Genomic DNA, 15,274 nt, shown 5'->3' with positions numbered 1-15,274 from the left:
GGTCCGGTCCGGACATGACGGCGAATGTGGGGCCGAGTCGGCTTGAATCCCTGCCCGTTCCGCGCTTCCATCCCGTTCATGTTCACGATCTTCCGGGGCGGCAGGAGCGGGGCGTGGCGGGTGACGCGGTTCGCATCCGTCAAGGGAGCGTCGTTGGCGCCGACGCCTTCGGTGTCCGTCGTGCATTCGCTTTCGATCACGCTGCCGATCATGCCCTCGCCGACCGCCTGGCGGCTCGCCGGCGTCGCCAGCCATCTGCGCTATACCGAGCGTGCCGAGAAGACAGAGCTCGATGCCGTGCGGGCCGAGATCGGCCGCCCCGAGGCGACCTATGCCGCGCTGATCCCGATCAAGAAATCGGCGGCGTGGTGGGAGCTGACGCAGGAGGAGCGGCGGCAGATTTTTGAGGACAAATCCCGACACATCGCAGGCAGCCTGAAATACCTGCCTGATATCGCCCGCCAGCTCTTTCACAGCCGCGATCTCGACGAGCCCTTCGACTTCCTGACCTGGTTCGAATACGCCCCGGCGCATGCGGACCAATTCGAGGAACTGGTCCGCACCCTGCGCGCCACCGAGGAATGGAAATATGTCGATCGCGAGATCGATATCAGGATGGAGCGCGAACGGCTGGATGCGGGTTGATCCTACTGCGTCATAAGTCCCTCATGGTGAGGAGCGCGAAGCGCGTCTCCGGACGATGCTTCGCATCGCTCGGAGAACCGTGAGGCCCCGCCTGTGGCCTACATCCTTCGAGACGCCCGCTTTTGCGGGCTCCTCAGGATGAGGGTTTGAACGGGTGTGACACAGTAGAACTAATCCCCCAGAAACTTCCCCGAGGCGATCAGCGGCAGGCCGGTGACGGGCCAGTTGTAGATGTAGGTCCATGCCTCACCCGCGGCGCCGTCTTCGAGCGACAGCGGCAGCATGCGGCGGATGTATTCGGTCGGCTCCGGAAAGCCCTCGCCGCAGGCTTCATACATGTCGAGTTCGCCGAGCAAGGCATCGCGGTCGCGCAGGCGGTACAATTCGCCGAACACGATGTCGGCAGGATCGTCCGACAGCACCAGCCCCGGATAATGCTTGATGCGATAGAGCCGGCCGCGGCAGGTGGCGGTGCCCAAGAAATCCGCGCTGCGCGACAGGAGCTGCGCCATCGGATGGTCGAAACCGCGCATCAGCGTGCCGTAGACGAAGAGACAATCTGAAATCATGTGGTATGCACTTGNTCGCGACAAAATTGCAAAGCAATTTTGCGCTGAAGCGACGAAGCAATCCATACTTCCTTTCCGACTCGCGGAGCAATGGATTGGTTCGCTTCGCTCGCAATGACGGAGCCAGGCCTCAAGCCGCCACCACCTCGTCGCTGACGACGAAAAACTTCACCAGATCCATCCGGCCGAAGCTCGTGGTCAGCGCGACGTCGGCGGCATCGCGGCCGGTGCCCATCAGGACGCGGCCGATGCGGGGGACGTTGTGGCGGGCGTCGAAGGTGTACCACTGGCCGGAGAGATAGACCTGGAACCAGCCGGAGAAATCCATCGGCGCGGGGTTGCGGGGCACACCGATGTCGCCGAGATAGCCGGTGCAATAGCGCGCCGGGATGTTCATGCAGCGGCAGAAGGTCAGCGCCAGATGCGCGAAATCGCGGCACACGCCGGCGCCCTGCTCGTAGACGTCATGCGCCGACTTCATGTGGTGGGCATGCTCGTAACCGAAGGTGACGTGGTTGTGCACGAAGTCGACGATCGCCTGCACCCGCTGCCACCCGGTCGGCGAATTTCCGAACAGCGACCAGGCGATGTCGGTCAGCTTGTCGGTCTCGCAATAGCGGCTCGGCATCAGATAGAGCAGCACATCATCGGGCAATTGATCGATCGGCACCTGCTGCGCGGTCGGCACTACCGCATCGGGCAGACCGGAATCGCGCACCAGCGCCTCGCCGCGCAGCGTGACGCCGCCAGCGGGAGCTGTGAGGCGGCCGCAGACATTGCCAAAACTGTCGCGGTAGAAGCCGATCGGCACATCGGGCTCGGCGACGATGCGCTCGGTGCCGACGATGTCGGCAAAGCGCGACGGATGAATCGAGAGCATGACCACCATCGGCGTCGGCTGCGCGGCCGCATAGGAAATCTCGAAGCCGACCTTGATCTCCATGGATCAGACCTCTTCCGTCTGCTGGGCCTCGTCCCGTACTTCCACTTCTTCGCCGGCCGCGACGACGCTGATATCGACCTCCATGCCGGCGAATGCATCCGCTGAGCCCAAATACGTCCCGTGCAGCGGGATCGCCTGGCGCGGATCGCGGGCCACCGCGACGCGGATGAGATCGCGGGTACCGACGATGCCGTTGGTCGGATCGAACTCGATCCAGCCCGCGCTCGGCAGGTAGACTTGCACCCAGGCATGGGTCGAACCGCCGCCGACATAACCATGCGCGCCGTCGCCGGGAATGAAGATGTAGCCGGAGACGAAACGCGCGGCGATGCCGAGCCGGCGCAGCGCCTCGATCATGAACAGCGCATAGTCGCGGCAGGTGCCCGAGCCGGTCTGCAGCGTATCGAGCGGATGCTGGGTGCCCTGCTCATGGCGCTTGCGATAGGCGAAGGCCTTGCGGATGCCGTGCGTCATGCCGCTGAGGATCTTGAACGTCGGCGTCGGCGCCTCGGCGTCGAGAAATTGTCGCGCCCAGGCCGACAGCTCCCCGTTGGGATCGCCATATTGCGGCGTGACGAACTGCGACAGGTCCGGAAATTCCTCGTCGTCGTAGAGGAACGGATAGAAATAGGCCGGATCGTCCGGCGTCAGCGCGAACTCTTCCGCCGGACTGTGCTCGACGGTCGCGGTCGCCGTGAACGACAGCGTGTCGGCGCGTTCATCGAAGGTCGCGATCGCCACGCTGTTGCCGAACACGTCGTGGATCCAGCGGAGCTGCATCGGCTTCGGTTCGATCTCGAGCTGGCTGGCGCGGATGCGCAGGTCATGCCCCGGCAAGGGCTGCAGCATGATGCGGTGTTCGCCGAACGCGACCGGGCGCGTATAGCGATAAACGGTCTTGTGATTGATGGTCAGGAGCGGCATCGTCAAACAATCGTCGATTCTGGTAGGTCTCATCTAGGCCGAATCCTGCTCAATTGTAGATCGGGCTGCCGCTTCGATAGGCACCGGCGTAAGGAAAGTGATTTGAACGACTCCGCAAGCACAGCCCTACTCCTCAGCGCCGAGGATGTTCCTCCGGTCCATGAATATAATGCGGCGGGCCGCTCGCCGTTTCTGCTCACATGTGACCATTACGGCAGGCTGATTCCGCGCCTGCTCGGCGATCTCGGCGTGAGCGAGAGCGAACTGACGCGCCATATCGCCTGGGATATCGGCATTGCCGGCGTCGCGGAAGCGCTGTCGGCGCATCTCGATGCGCATCTGATCGTGCAGCGCTACTCGCGGCTGGTGATCGACTGCAACCGCCCGCCCCATGTCGCAAGCTCGATCCCGCGCATCAGCGAGGCGACCACGATACCCGGCAATGAAGGTCTTTCGCGCGAGGCCGCCGCGATCCGGCGCGCGCAGATCTTCGATCCCTACCATCGCCGCATCGGCGAGATCATCGACCAGCGCGGCAGCGCAGGCCTGCCGACGGTGCTGGTATCACTGCACAGCTTTACTCCCGTCTATGCCGGGATCGCGCGGCCCTGGCATATCGGCACGCTCTACCACCGCGACACGCATCTGCCGCCGCTTTTGTTAAAGCTGCTGCGCGCCGAGGGCGATCTCGTGGTCGGCGACAACGAGCCCTATGCGGTCAGCGACGAGACCGACTACACGATCCCCGTCCACGGCGAGGCGCGCGGGCTGATGAACACGGGGATCGAGATCCGGCAGGATCTGATCAGCGATGTAGCCGGCGAGACGGCCTGGGCGGACCGGCTGGCGCGGATCCTGGGCGAGGCCGAAGTGGTGTTGCGGGCGCAGCGGCTGATTTGAATTTGGTCGGCGCGAGGCTCGCCGCGGATGGATGCGTCCCTCCCTTGCGGGAAGGCAGCGCGCTGCCCGTGCCGGCAAGCCGGCGCTACTCATCTCAGCAGCTTTGGCCATGCACCGAGGCGTGATACGGAATGCAGCGGCGAGCTGCGGGCTACGCAGGCGGCCGAAGCGAGCTGATCCAGCTCTTGAGGCTTTCGGATTCCAGCGGGTCGGGACGGTCGCATGTCGGACATTGCAAGACCGCGGGGCTCTTGCCGTCGCGCGTTGTGACCAGGATCATTTTCCGTCCGCATCTCGGACAGTCCGGATGTATCGTCTCCAAGGGATGCCCCTTTTTTGCCCACACAAATGCGACCTGTCGGCAAGACCGCCTTGGCCGTTTGAGGGGTGAGCCCCCGGGGTCTCGTCGGCGCACAAGCACGCTTGGCGGGTGGGTGCCGGCAAGCTGCGGTCGCAATCGCATCGAAGCGCGAAATGGACAGCGTTCGCTATTGATCCAACGTGCAGTATTCGGTCATTCCACCTTACCGATCGTCAGCGTGTAATTGCATGCATGAGCCACCTGTGGTTGATCTAGATCAAACAGCAGCGTTGCCCTAATCGAAAATCTGGGCGCCAGAGCATGATCCTGCGGAAAAGTGCTTAGCGGTTTTCCCTCGCGACAAACGCGAACGCGTTTGCGCTNGAGATCATGCTCAAACAAAAAGATAAAGCGAGATGACGATTCGAAGAAAAGTCATCACGCTTTAGCGCGGTTTGTCCGATAAGCTCTCGCCATGCGCAGATCGCTCCGCTGGCGCCCCTCACGCACACAAGGGAGAGTTAAGGTGCGCGCATTGACCATTTCAGTCGTGCTGGTTCTGGGTCTGACGGCGCTGCCGGCGCGAGCCCAGATGTATGATCCGGCTTACCCGGTTTGCCTGCAGTCGTACGGGCCTCAAGGCAGCATTTCATGCCGCTTTGGGTCGATGGCGCAGTGCAAGGCGGTCGCATCCGGCCGCTCGGCGCAATGCATTACCAACCCGTACTACGGGAAGCGGCGTCGCTGATGCGCTCGAAGCGAGCGCGGCCGGTCAGGTCAGCCATGCACCGCGGCGTAATACGCAACGCCCCAGATCGCCGCGGCGGCAAGCCATAGCACCCACACAAAATGCGCGCGCGGCTCGAGGGTGGCCTGCGCCGGATTGCCGGGGTTGACCCATACCTTCACGCTGGCGCCGTTCCTGTAATCGGTCGTCGATTTGCGCACCAGCCAGCTCGAGGTGGACGCGACGCTGCTTGCGAGCGTCGCATGCGTGTTGGTGTAGGTGAGATCGTTGTACTTGTAGGTATAGGACACCCGGCGCTGATACATGGTCTGGCCGCGCGAGCGTCCGTCCGTCGGCGCGGCGCGATATTGCTCGATGTCGGACAGTTTTATCGTGCCCGTCACGACGGGCCATTTCATCGCCAGCGATGCCTGCCGGTGCAGCATGAGCGCGAACAGCGCCACCGCCGTACCGAAGGTGGCGAAGGCGACGGCCGCCGCCGGATTGCCGGAGGCAGGAATCTGCGTCGAGACATATTCGGTGATCTTGTGCAGCCCGATCGCCGAGCCGAACACGATCGCCAGCACGATGGCGGTGCCGATGCCGAGACAACCCCACAGGCCCTTCGGCAGGTCACGCTCCAGCACCGCCTGGTTCGGATGCCGCGGGTTGTAGTAGACGGTGACGATGGCGCCGGCCGGATATTTCGCAAGCGTTTCGGCGATCTCGAAATCGCCGCGGTCCTCGCCGATGCTGACGCGGTTGTTGCGCAGCTTCTTGCCGGCCACGGAATATTCGTAAACCACATTGGCGAAGTTGCGCTGCTCCATGCGGAAGCCGTCTTCGCGCTCGCTGTCGATGACCTTGACCTCGCGCAGTTCGGCTGCCGAGACCACCACGTTGCCGGCGGTGGACGGCCATTCGCGCGCGGCGCGCACCTCCAGCGTTTTGTAGACGGCGGCGCCGAGCAGCAGCCCGAGCGGGCCCAGCAGTATCAGATAGACGAACCAGGGCAGGTCGGGCAGCACGGCTTGTTCCCCCAGAGGCGGCCTTGCGATTATACGCGATGCCGCCGCCTTGGGTTCAACGCGTGCGGCCTACCGCGCCCTTGTCAGCGCCAGCCAGATGCCGCCGCCGATCATGACGCCGCCGGAGACACGTGAGACCAGCCGCGTCCGCTGCTTGGAGAAGAACTTTCGCGCACGGCCGGCGAGCAGCGCATAGATCGCATCCGTCGAGGCGGCGATCACCATGAAGGTGATGCCGAGCAGTGCCACCTGCGGCAGATGCGGCTTCTCCATGTCCATGAATTGCGGAATGAACGCGCCGAAGAAGATCAGCACCTTCGGGTTGGAGAGCAGCACCACAAAGCCCTGCAGGAAGAAGCCGCCGCGCGGCGGTGGCGGCGGCTCGTCGGCGTTGACGCCCTCCACCGGCTCGCGGATCAGCTTGATGCCGAGCCAGATCAGGTAGGCCGCGCCGGCGAAACGCACCCAGTCGAACCAGTAGCCCATGGTCGCCATCAGCGAGGTCAGACCGATCGCGACGGTGCCGATCACGATCGCCATCGCGGTCTGCACCCCGGCGCAATTGATCATCGCCGCCTTCGTCCCGTATCGCAAACCGTTCGCGATCAACAGCGTGACGACAGGACCCGGCAACAGCGCGAGCGCGATGCAGGCGGCGACAAAGGCGAGATAGACCTGAAGGGACATGTGGAGGTTCCGGCTGTGAGGGCGGTTAGGACATTATGCATGTGGAGGCCGCGGATGGAAGCCACGCTCTACCTCCCACTCCCCGTCCTTCACGGGGTCGAGACAAGCGAAGCTTGCTCTGAGGACAAGCGAAGCTTGCTCTGAGAGGGTCGGGGTGAGGGGCTCTCTCCACGAGGCGGTGTTCGCCGAAGGACCTGTACCCCTTCACCCGGATCGCATCTTCGATGCGATCCGACCTCTCCCCGCAGGCGGGGCGAGGTTAAGAAGCACGCGTCACCGTCCGTCCATCGCGGCCATCGTCCAACGCGTCATTTCACTGGTCGCCAAGAACGCCAGCGCGGCGCGCCGTATCTCCGATGCGTCGCCATTACCGTGCGCGACCGCAACGAGTAGATCGCAGCGGCGCGAAACGGCAATACCTACCGCATGTCTTGCGCCGGCAGCCGGCGGCAACTCGTACGTCCTGATCCGCCCGACCATATCGGCTACCCGGACGACTTCACCCGGCGCGAGCGGCACGAAATGCTCGCTCATCAAATCGACATCGGCGACACGATCGACCTCATCGTCGTCGGCGACGCCACGGTCGCAATTGCAGAAACCGATCTTCGGCCGCACAGAGATCGCGACATCGCTGCCGCATCCATCGCAGCGAAACGCCTTGCCGGCAGGCCAGCCATCGCGCGGGAACGGCCAGGCGATTTCTCGCCATGTTCTCTGTTCGCCCTGGCGCGGTCCTGCTTGCTGGTAGGCCGCCGCGCCCGACAGCGCGCCAAGCAGCGTGATGCCGAACGCAATGAGCGGCCAGCGGCGCATCGTCGGCGCACCCTACGGCAGGCCGGCGACGGCGCGCGCCGGGCCGGTCAGTTCCAGAATGTGCAGGCCGGTATTGGCGCGGTCGACGATGTAGACATAGCCGCGCTCGTCGGTTTCGACGTTATTGGTCTGGATCGCGACCTTGCAGCGGTTCTTGTCGTCGATCTTGACGCAGCGCTTGTCGGTCGCCGCCGTGATCGCCGGAATGAAATAGCCGACCTCGACGGGATGAAAGGGATCGCGAATATCGAGCGCGCGGACGCCGGCATTGAAGAAGGCGATGAACGCCATCTTCTTGTAGAACACCGGCGCCATGCTCTCGTTGGAGGAATGCGCGCCGAACCGCCCGCCCCGCTCGCAGAACGTGCCGCTCGCTTCCGGCACAGTGTAGCTCGAGATCATCATGGGACGGTTTTCGACGGTAACGTCGGCGAACCACACCATCTGCCGCGGCTCGTTGCATTCGTTGAGGATCGCCTCATCGACGATCATGACGATGTCGCGGGTCTTGCCGTCCTTGTCGCGCGCGAATTCCGCAATCGGCATGCCCAACATCGGAAAGGTCGTGTGCGCGCCGTTGAAGGCCGACATCGGCAGCCGCGCAATTTCCGGGAGCCGCAGATTGTCCGCGGTCGGCTCCTTCGGACCGTTGAGCAGTTTGTCGCGATCGACGATCTGCAGAATGCCGCCCTTGTTGGTCCCGTAGCCGAAATAGACCCGGTTGCCGGATGGCCCCGTCGAGATCGGCCCATGCAGTTCGGTCGGCACCGCGCCGGTCGAGCCGGGCTCCTGGCCGGGAAGGCCGAAATCGCGGATTTTTTGCGGATGCGCCGGATCGGACAGATCATAGACCTGCGTCATGCGGCGGGTTCGCCAGTCCGGCGCGCCCGACACCAGGAAGGCAATGCCGGTGTCGCACTCCCACCAGTTCTTGTGCGTGTCCTTCAAGCCCGCGATCCGCGTGATCAGCACGGGATTGGCGGGATCGGCGACGTTCCAGATCTCATGCGCCTCGCCGCCGAACGTCCTGAGCATATAGACCGCGTTGCGATCGCCCTTCGGCAGCGCCTTGCCGTCACAGATCCGCACCATCTGCGCGCCGCCCGCTTCATATTTGCCTTCCTGTCCCGGCAGGTGCCGGAGATATTTCGGCTGCGAGGGATTGGTGACGTCGACGATCGAGGTGCCGTTCGGCTCCGCCTTGCCGGTCTGCGGATTGACCGGCGCCGGAATCTCGTCGCTGCCGCCGTGATGGCCGATATAGGCGATCCAGCGGTCGCCTTGATGGTGGATGGTCGGCTGGTAGCTGCTGCGCGCCTGCAGGTCGCTGGTTCCCACCAGCTTCATGTTTGAAGCTTCGGGTGGCGCGCCAATCACCTGTTGCTGCGCGCAAGCGGCCGAGCATGCGANGGAAATAGATCGCGCACCAGGCTGCGAGTTTGAGGCGATCGCCCATGTTCCANCCCCTGACTGTTCAAGGCCAATCTGCGTTGGCTGAGCGCAACGTAACACAGCCTTCGGCTGCGCCCAACACACGCCCTTGACATGCAACCTTTTGGTTGCCTATTATCTCCGGCATGGATGAAGTCTTCAAAGCGCTCGCCGACGCGTCGCGGCGCTCGCTGCTGGATCGGCTTCACGCCAACAACGGACAGACGCTGAACGAGCTTTGCGACGGCCTCGACATGACGCGGCAGGCCGTGACCAAGCATCTTGGCATTCTCGAAGCAGCCAACCTCGTCACCACGCTCCGGCATGGCCGCGAGAAGCTGCACTACATCAATCCCGTCCCGATCCATCAGATCGGCGAACGCTGGATCAAGAAATTCGAGCGCGGGAAACTTGCCGCGCTCAGCGAGTTGAAACGGCAGTTGGAGAAGCGTGATGAGTAAGCCGGAATTCGTCTACGTCACCTATATCGAGACCACGCCGGAGAAATTGTGGGAGGCACTGACGTCCAGCGAGTTCTCCAAGAGCTACTGGTTTGGCACTGAAGTAAGGTCGGACTGGAAGGTCGGTTCGCCCTTTGCGCTGGTCACCGACGGCAAGACCACCGATACCGGTACGATCCTCGAAGTCGATCGCCCGCGACGACTGTCCTACACGTTCAAGCATGAGCTGTACGAGACCATGCGCGAGCCCGCGACGAAGGTCGCCTTCACGATCGAGCCTTATGGCAATCTCGTGAAGCTGACGGTGACGCATGAAGGCTTCGTCGAGGGCAGCAAGCTGATCGGCGCCATCTCGACCGGATGGCCGGCGATCCTGTCCGGCCTGAAGAGCATGCTTGAAACCGGAAGGCCGCTTGCGATCCCGCGGGCGGCGCTCGGCAAGGAAGAACTCACCCGGTCATGAAGATCTATCGAAGGACCAGACCCGACATGAAGATCGAGCAGTTCAAGCCGGCGATCGTCTACACGATCTATATCGCCTCCACGCCCGAGAAGGTGTGGGAAGCGCTGACCACGGCCGAGTTCAGCCGCAAATATTTTTTCGGCTTTGCGATCGAGGCCGATCTGAAACCAGGCGGCGCCTTCATCTCCCGCGCGCCCGACGGCTCGGTCCATATCGACGGCGAGGTGATCGAATGCGATCCGCCGAAAAAGCTGACCGTCACCTGGAACGTGAACTGGCCCGCGCTGGTGGAGAAGCTCGGGCCGACGCTCGTCACTTACGAGATCGAGCAGGCCGGCGACGCGGTGAAGCTGACGATGCTGCAGTCGCACGACCGCGACATCAGCGACGACATCCTGTCCGGCGGCCGTGCCGGCTGGCCCGCGATCCTGTCCAGCCTGAAGAGCCTCCTGGAGACCGGCAACGCACTGGCCATCAAGATGCAGCCGCCGGAACGGATGCTGGCCGCGCTGAAGGAAATGGGGATCGGGACGCCGTAGGCGGCGTCCTTCGCGACACAGCCACCGCTGTCATCCCCGCGAAAGCGGGGCCGGAACTTCTCGATTCATCACTGCNATACTGGATCACCCGCCCCAGTGCGCAATTGCGCACAAGGCGGGTGATGACGGATGAAAAAGCGGGAACGACGCGCTGGAAGCGTCGCGCACAAGTGGACTTAGGCCGGTCTAGGGGATATTCCAGCATCAGTAGATGAGATGGCTGCCTCGCGGGTAGAGGCCGACGTCACTCTAATTTACAACAAAACCGTTGATTTGAGCGCGGAACCACGCACCGATGAGCCTGCGTACCCGGCTATTAATTCTTGTTATTGCCGCGATGCTGGTGCCGGCCATCCTTGTGGGATTGCGCTTTATCCAGAACCGCACCAGCGATATCGACGCGGCGCTGGCCGGCCTGTCGGCCGCGGCCAACGACATTCTCGCCGATCTCGACGAGAAAATTCAGGGCACGGCCCAGCTTCACTACGGCCTCGCCCGCGCCCGCGATCTCCATACCAGCGACAAGGCGGCCTGTTCGGCGTTCCTGTCCGCCGTGCGCGAGGAATACACGCGCTACACCGGCATTCTGACCATCAATCCGGACGGCAGCCTGTTCTGCGACTCGCTTAGAACCAACCGGACGCTGGATCTGAGAGACCGCGAATATTTCAAGCAGGCGCTGACAGCCCACGGCATCGTCACGCTCGAGCCCGTGTTCGGCCGGCTGACGGGAATCTCCGTGCTGCAGATCGCCTATCCCGTTCGCGCCGATACCGGCGAATTGAAATTCATCCTGCTCGCCTCGTTCAATCTGAAGAAATTCGCCGAGGACCATGACAGGCGCCTGTCTGACGACAGCGAGATTCTGCTTGTTGACAGGAAGGGCACGGTTCTCGTCGCGCCCGACAGCAAGGACTGGACTGAGCCGGCCGGCGCATCGATTGCAAATGCGGAGTTGTTCCGGTTTGCGGCCTCGCCGAACCGCGAGCCATTCCATGAAGCGGCCGGGCGCGAGGGCCGAACCCGTGTCTGGGCTGCGGCTCGCTCGCCCTCGGCACGCGATGCCGGGCTTCACATCATGGTCGGGCGGCCCAAGGACAGCCTGGTGGCCGCGGCCAACCGCCGGCTTTACGAGGACCTGGCGATCCTTGCGGTGGCCTCGCTGCTGCTGCTCGCGGGCGTCTGGCTTCTGGCGACGATGAGCATCGGACGTCAGGTCGGACGTTTGGCCGCGATGGCGACGAAGCTCGGGCTGGGCGACCTGAGCGCACGAATTGCCCAACCCCATCCGGGCGGCGAGCTCGGCGGGCTGATGACACAGTTCAACAGCACCGCTGAATCGCTCGAGCGTCAGCGCTCCGCCATTGACGAGCTCAACCAGAAGCTCACCCAATCCCAGAAAATGGAGGCGATGGGTCAGCTCACCGGCGGCGTGGCGCATGATTTCAACAATCTGCTGACTGTGATTCTCGGCAATGCCGAGCACCTCGCCGAACGGCTGGCGCCGCACAAGGAGCTGAGCAACATCGCCGAGAGCATCGCGACCGCCGCCGAGCGTGGCTCGGATCTGACCCGAAGCCTGCTCGCGTTCGCGCGCAAGCAGCCCTTGATGCCGAAGCGCATCGACATCGGCCAGAAAATTCTCGGCATGGAGCAATTGCTGCGCCGGACGCTCGGCGAACATGTCGAATGTGAATTCCACCTCGATCAGGACTTGTGGCAGGCAAGCGTCGATCCCGGCCAACTGGCCTCGGCACTGCTCAACCTGGTGCTGAATGCACGGGACGCCATGCCATCAGGAGGCAAGCTGACGGTCGAGGTGAAGAATACGTCGCTCGGTGAAACCGACGTCGACGTCAACGGCGAAGCGCGGCCCGGCGACTATGTCATGGTCGCCGTGACCGATACCGGCACCGGCATGACGGCCGAGGTCGCCGGCCGCGCCTTCGAGCCGTTTTTCACCACCAAGGAGGTCGGCAAAGGCACCGGCCTCGGCCTGAGCATGGTCTACGGCTTCGCCCAGCAATCCGGCGGAGCGATGCAGATCCGTTCCGAACCGGGACATGGCACCGCCGTCAGGCTTTTCTTTCCCCGCGTCGGAACATCTCAGCCAAGCGCCGCGCCGTCCAGCGATCAGCCGGCCACCCCAACTGGCAGCGAAACCATTCTCGTTGTCGAGGACGACGACATGGTGCGCGGCTATGTCGAAGGCGAATTGAGAGCGCTCGGCTATCGGGTCATCGTCACGCCCAACGCATCAGCGGCGCTCGAAATTCTGCGCGGCCCCGAGAACATCCATCTCCTGTTCACGGACGTCGCGATGCCCGGCGGCATGTTCGGGACCGAGCTCGCGAAGCAAGCCGCCCGGCTGCGGCCTCAGTTGAAGATTCTCCTCACCTCCGGCCATACCGAGCATCCCGCCGAGGCGATCGACGGGGCCGGCCGCGACGTGCGGATCCTGAACAAGCCCTACCGCCGGCATGATCTGGCATCGATGCTGCGCGCGGTCCTGAAGGCGAATTGACCGCCGGTCTACGCCGCCACCGGCGCGATGATCCGGCGGTAGAGGTGCCAGGTGGTGTGGCCAAGCACCGGCAGCGTCACCAACAGGCCGAGGAAGTAGGGCATCGCCGAAACCGCGAGCAGGATCACGATCAGCGCCGCCCAGCCGATCATCGGCAGCGGACTCGTCACCACCGCACGGACGCTCGTGATCATCGCGGTGACGAAATCGACGTCGCGGTCGAGCAGCAGCGGAAACGACACCACGGTCAGCGAAAACAGGATCAGCGACAGCGCGGCGCCGACCGCATTGCCGATGGCGAGGAACAGCAGCCCCTCATTGGTGGTGAGCACCACCGTAATGAATTCGCGCAGGCTGGCGAACGAGGCGTTGAGCCCGAGCAGCAGAGCGATCAAGAGCCGGACCTGGTACATCCAGATCACGAACACGAACAGCGTGACGAAGGCCATCCAGCCGATCTCGCTGCGTGACCTTATCGTGGCCCAGATCGCGCCGAACGAAACCGCCTGCCCGGCTTCGCGCCGCCGGCTCACCTCGTAGAGCCCGATGGCGACGAACGGGCCGAGCATCGCAAAGCCCGCGGCGAGCGGATAAACCAGATAGACCATGCCGAACGCCGTCAAGCAGAGCAGGATCGCGATCCCGCCGGCGGCATAAAACGCGCCGAAGGCGAGCCCGTAGAGCGGCATCGCCTGAAAATCCCGCAAGCCCTGGCTCAGCGCCTCCGCGATGTCGGCCGCCGTAATCGGCCGCACCACCGGATCGGCCTTGCCGGAGATCGACATCGTGCTCCTCCTCCATGATCGGAGGTATTGGAGCCGATCCACGCCGACGCATATTGATCTTCGTCAAACCTTCGGGCGCCGGCATTGCCGCCCGAGGGCTGCCCTCACCGCTTCGGCGGCTGGAAACGCGAACAACGCTTGTCAGGAACGGGGCAGCAGCAGGAGTGCCACAACGAGGTTCGCGACAAACAGCGCCGCATCGATCACGAAAATCCGGAGCATCGGCCCCTTCAACACGGGCCAATACGCCACCCCGACCCGTCCGCCGCGCATCAGGACCGGAAGGTTGTAGGCGAACTGGCTGAAGTGACACGCAGAGAAAAACAGGAACAACGCGAGCTGCGCGTCATACGTCTGAAAGAAGGGTGGCCGGAACAACAGGAGATACAGCGACAGGAGGCCGATCGGCAGATTCATCCCGCCCAGAAACGCCACGCTGGCCGACAAGGTCGGCGCGATCGGATTTCCGCGCTCCTCCCGAGGGACCAGTATCTTCAGCGTATTGCCCTGGGCAATGCTGAACTGGATGAACGCGCCGCCGAACCAGAGCGTATTGAGAAGCAGAACAATGTCCGAAAATCGCATGGCTACTTTCCGTAGAAGGCCTCGCTGCGCACCACACGGCCAGCACCGTCGAAGTCCATGAACTCGCTGGCGCGCGCGTCGCCCAGCTGCCACCACACCGTCAGGCGCGCGATCGTGTCGTCCCAGCTCCAGTTCAGGATCTTCAGGTCCGCGCTCTCGATGTGGCCGTAGGCCTTCTGCCAGTAGGCACGGATGTTCTCGGCGCCTGCAACGACGGGGGACTCCGTCAATTTGAGCGCCAATGGGCTGCGCATCTCGGCGTTTTCGGCAAAGTGCGAAACGACGGCGTCGATATCGACCTTGCACCAGTTCACGCACCACGCCTCGACAAAGCGTCCGGCCGCCGCGCGATCCATTATCTGTTCGCTCATGCTCGCGCCCTCCCTCGGTGCAACTGCCAGGAAGAGATGACACGGGGCAATCCTAACGTCAACTATGTTGACATGAAAAAGCGGTCAGTTGCTGTCTGCAATGGCCCCCATGACCGCCATCCAGGCAGCGGCGCCGGGCGGACCGACACGATCAAACGCCTCGCGCAGGACCTTGCGCTCGTAGCCAGATGCCCGCTGCTCGATGCGCTGACCGGCTTCCGTCAGCCGCAGCAATTTGGAGCGATGCTGCTCGGGCGATCGCTTCGAAATCAGCAGCTTACGCTCCAGCAACAGGCCAAGCGGCCGGTTCACGGCTTGCTTGGATATGCCGAGGATCTCGATCAGCGACCCGATCGAGATGTCTGGCTGCCGCGCAACCACATAGAGAATGCGGTGATGCGGGCGCGACAGGCCAAGCGTGGCGAGATACTCGTCGGCCGAAAGCGTCATGCCGCGCCAGCCGTAATACATGAGCTCCAGCGCAGCGTCCAAATCATGGAGCTTCTTGAGCGAGGCGCGGTGCAGGCCCGCGGCGTGAGACGTTTTCTTTTGCATTTTTGTACCGCGTCGAATTG

Annotated in this window: 17 protein-coding genes and 1 pseudogene; 7 read left to right on the top strand and 11 right to left on the bottom strand. The window is 63.4% G+C overall.

The annotated features are described in order from the left end of the window. The first annotated feature begins 78 nt into the window (after nucleotides 1-78). Nucleotides 79-645, top strand: coding sequence for a chlorite dismutase family protein (locus tag CQ14_RS13850; protein WP_057858536.1), 567 nt, complete (start codon nucleotides 79-81; stop codon nucleotides 643-645). Nucleotides 646-815: 170 nt separating this feature from the next. On the opposite strand, the gene CQ14_RS13845 is transcribed toward CQ14_RS13850, so the two are convergent. From CQ14_RS13845 to CQ14_RS13835, 3 genes are all read right to left on the bottom strand, one after another. Further along, nucleotides 816-1,214: a gamma-glutamylcyclotransferase family protein gene (locus CQ14_RS13845; RefSeq protein ID WP_057858423.1), complete on the bottom strand. Its 399-nt coding sequence runs from the start codon at nucleotides 1,212-1,214 to the stop codon at nucleotides 816-818. Nucleotides 1,215-1,344: 130 nt separating this feature from the next. Next, nucleotides 1,345-2,157, bottom strand: a complete 813-nt coding sequence (locus tag CQ14_RS13840; RefSeq protein WP_057858422.1) for a transglutaminase-like domain-containing protein — start codon at nucleotides 2,155-2,157, stop codon at nucleotides 1,345-1,347. 3 nt (nucleotides 2,158-2,160) lie between these two features. Then, nucleotides 2,161-3,081 carry a transglutaminase family protein gene (locus tag CQ14_RS13835; RefSeq protein WP_057858421.1) on the bottom strand — a complete coding sequence of 307 codons (921 nt, stop codon included), beginning with the start codon at nucleotides 3,079-3,081 and terminating at the stop codon, nucleotides 2,161-2,163. A 102-nt stretch (nucleotides 3,082-3,183) separates the two neighbouring features. Between CQ14_RS13835 and CQ14_RS13830 the strand changes: the two genes are divergently transcribed. Both CQ14_RS13830 and CQ14_RS42210 read left to right on the top strand, forming a co-directional pair. After that, nucleotides 3,184-3,981 carry an N-formylglutamate amidohydrolase gene (locus tag CQ14_RS13830; protein ID WP_057858420.1) on the top strand — a complete coding sequence of 266 codons (798 nt, stop codon included), beginning with the start codon at nucleotides 3,184-3,186 and terminating at the stop codon, nucleotides 3,979-3,981. Nucleotides 3,982-4,808: 827 nt separating this feature from the next. Continuing rightward, on the top strand, nucleotides 4,809-5,030 hold the full coding sequence (locus CQ14_RS42210; protein ID WP_245320333.1) for a DUF3551 domain-containing protein: 222 nt from the start codon (nucleotides 4,809-4,811) through the stop codon (nucleotides 5,028-5,030). 29 nt (nucleotides 5,031-5,059) lie between these two features. On the opposite strand, the gene CQ14_RS13825 is transcribed toward CQ14_RS42210, so the two are convergent. The 4 genes and pseudogenes from CQ14_RS13825 to CQ14_RS47820 form a co-directional block, all read right to left on the bottom strand. Further along, on the bottom strand, nucleotides 5,060-6,037 hold the full coding sequence (locus tag CQ14_RS13825; RefSeq protein ID WP_057858419.1) for a DUF3592 domain-containing protein: 978 nt from the start codon (nucleotides 6,035-6,037) through the stop codon (nucleotides 5,060-5,062). 69 nt (nucleotides 6,038-6,106) lie between these two features. After that, nucleotides 6,107-6,724 carry a LysE family translocator gene (locus CQ14_RS13820; protein WP_057858418.1) on the bottom strand — a complete coding sequence of 206 codons (618 nt, stop codon included), beginning with the start codon at nucleotides 6,722-6,724 and terminating at the stop codon, nucleotides 6,107-6,109. 273 nt (nucleotides 6,725-6,997) lie between these two features. Beyond that, entirely contained in the window at nucleotides 6,998-7,540 is a 543-nt protein-coding gene (locus tag CQ14_RS13815; RefSeq protein WP_057858417.1) for a hypothetical protein, read from the bottom strand. A 12-nt stretch (nucleotides 7,541-7,552) separates the two neighbouring features. After that, nucleotides 7,553-8,949 (bottom strand): annotated as a pseudogene (locus CQ14_RS47820) (LVIVD repeat-containing protein); the annotation flags it as partial. 168 nt (nucleotides 8,950-9,117) lie between these two features. Here CQ14_RS47820 and CQ14_RS13805 point away from each other — a divergent pair. The 4 genes from CQ14_RS13805 (at nucleotide 9,118) to CQ14_RS13790 (ending at nucleotide 12,958) form a co-directional block, all read left to right on the top strand. Next, nucleotides 9,118-9,432, top strand: coding sequence for an ArsR/SmtB family transcription factor (locus tag CQ14_RS13805; RefSeq protein ID WP_057858416.1), 315 nt, complete (start codon nucleotides 9,118-9,120; stop codon nucleotides 9,430-9,432). Further along, nucleotides 9,425-9,895, top strand: a complete 471-nt coding sequence (locus CQ14_RS13800; RefSeq protein ID WP_057858415.1) for an SRPBCC family protein — start codon at nucleotides 9,425-9,427, stop codon at nucleotides 9,893-9,895. Before CQ14_RS13805 ends, CQ14_RS13800 begins: the two co-directional genes overlap by 8 nt. Before the next feature lie 26 nt (nucleotides 9,896-9,921). After that, entirely contained in the window at nucleotides 9,922-10,434 is a 513-nt protein-coding gene (locus CQ14_RS13795; RefSeq protein WP_057858534.1) for an SRPBCC family protein, read from the top strand. Between the two features lie 295 nt (nucleotides 10,435-10,729). Continuing rightward, nucleotides 10,730-12,958 (top strand): ATP-binding protein, encoded by a 2,229-nt coding sequence (locus CQ14_RS13790; RefSeq protein ID WP_057858414.1) that lies wholly within the window; start codon nucleotides 10,730-10,732, stop codon nucleotides 12,956-12,958. 8 nt (nucleotides 12,959-12,966) lie between these two features. On the opposite strand, the gene CQ14_RS13785 is transcribed toward CQ14_RS13790, so the two are convergent. The 4 genes from CQ14_RS13785 to CQ14_RS13770 form a co-directional block, all read right to left on the bottom strand. Further along, nucleotides 12,967-13,743 carry a DUF2189 domain-containing protein gene (locus CQ14_RS13785; RefSeq protein WP_057858413.1) on the bottom strand — a complete coding sequence of 259 codons (777 nt, stop codon included), beginning with the start codon at nucleotides 13,741-13,743 and terminating at the stop codon, nucleotides 12,967-12,969. A 141-nt stretch (nucleotides 13,744-13,884) separates the two neighbouring features. Next, nucleotides 13,885-14,328 carry a hypothetical protein gene (locus tag CQ14_RS13780; protein ID WP_057858412.1) on the bottom strand — a complete coding sequence of 148 codons (444 nt, stop codon included), beginning with the start codon at nucleotides 14,326-14,328 and terminating at the stop codon, nucleotides 13,885-13,887. Between the two features lie 2 nt (nucleotides 14,329-14,330). After that, entirely contained in the window at nucleotides 14,331-14,699 is a 369-nt protein-coding gene (locus CQ14_RS13775; RefSeq protein WP_057858411.1) for a Cif family virulence factor, read from the bottom strand. A gap of 84 nt (nucleotides 14,700-14,783) precedes the next feature. Next, nucleotides 14,784-15,254 (bottom strand): MarR family winged helix-turn-helix transcriptional regulator, encoded by a 471-nt coding sequence (locus CQ14_RS13770; RefSeq protein WP_057858410.1) that lies wholly within the window; start codon nucleotides 15,252-15,254, stop codon nucleotides 14,784-14,786. Nucleotides 15,255-15,274: the final 20 nt, after the last annotated feature.

Origin of the sequence: Bradyrhizobium lablabi, from assembly GCF_001440475.1 — a bacterium.
In the GTDB taxonomy this organism is placed as follows: domain Bacteria; phylum Pseudomonadota; class Alphaproteobacteria; order Rhizobiales; family Xanthobacteraceae; genus Bradyrhizobium; species Bradyrhizobium lablabi.
Note: the sequence above shows the minus strand (reverse complement) of the source record. Positions and strands in the feature narration are given on the sequence as shown.

Excerpts from the sequence above, each read along its gene's own strand:
- CQ14_RS13850 (WP_057858536.1), top strand. The coding sequence starts at position 79 with ATGTTCACGATCTTCCGGGGCGGCAGGAGCGGGGCGTGGCGGGTGACG.
- CQ14_RS13845 (WP_057858423.1), bottom strand. The coding sequence starts at position 1,214 with ATGATTTCAGATTGTCTCTTCGTCTACGGCACGCTGATGCGCGGTTTC.
- CQ14_RS13840 (WP_057858422.1), bottom strand. The coding sequence starts at position 2,157 with ATGGAGATCAAGGTCGGCTTCGAGATTTCCTATGCGGCCGCGCAGCCG.
- CQ14_RS13835 (WP_057858421.1), bottom strand. The coding sequence starts at position 3,081 with ATGCCGCTCCTGACCATCAATCACAAGACCGTTTATCGCTATACGCGC.
- CQ14_RS13820 (WP_057858418.1), bottom strand. The coding sequence starts at position 6,724 with ATGTCCCTTCAGGTCTATCTCGCCTTTGTCGCCGCCTGCATCGCGCTC.
- CQ14_RS13815 (WP_057858417.1), bottom strand. The coding sequence starts at position 7,540 with ATGCGCCGCTGGCCGCTCATTGCGTTCGGCATCACGCTGCTTGGCGCG.
- CQ14_RS13805 (WP_057858416.1), top strand. The coding sequence starts at position 9,118 with ATGGATGAAGTCTTCAAAGCGCTCGCCGACGCGTCGCGGCGCTCGCTG.
- CQ14_RS13800 (WP_057858415.1), top strand. The coding sequence starts at position 9,425 with ATGAGTAAGCCGGAATTCGTCTACGTCACCTATATCGAGACCACGCCG.
- CQ14_RS13795 (WP_057858534.1), top strand. The coding sequence starts at position 9,922 with ATGAAGATCGAGCAGTTCAAGCCGGCGATCGTCTACACGATCTATATC.
- CQ14_RS13790 (WP_057858414.1), top strand. The coding sequence starts at position 10,730 with ATGAGCCTGCGTACCCGGCTATTAATTCTTGTTATTGCCGCGATGCTG.
- CQ14_RS13785 (WP_057858413.1), bottom strand. The coding sequence starts at position 13,743 with ATGTCGATCTCCGGCAAGGCCGATCCGGTGGTGCGGCCGATTACGGCG.
- CQ14_RS13780 (WP_057858412.1), bottom strand. The coding sequence starts at position 14,328 with ATGCGATTTTCGGACATTGTTCTGCTTCTCAATACGCTCTGGTTCGGC.
- CQ14_RS13775 (WP_057858411.1), bottom strand. The coding sequence starts at position 14,699 with ATGAGCGAACAGATAATGGATCGCGCGGCGGCCGGACGCTTTGTCGAG.
- CQ14_RS13770 (WP_057858410.1), bottom strand. The coding sequence starts at position 15,254 with ATGCAAAAGAAAACGTCTCACGCCGCGGGCCTGCACCGCGCCTCGCTC.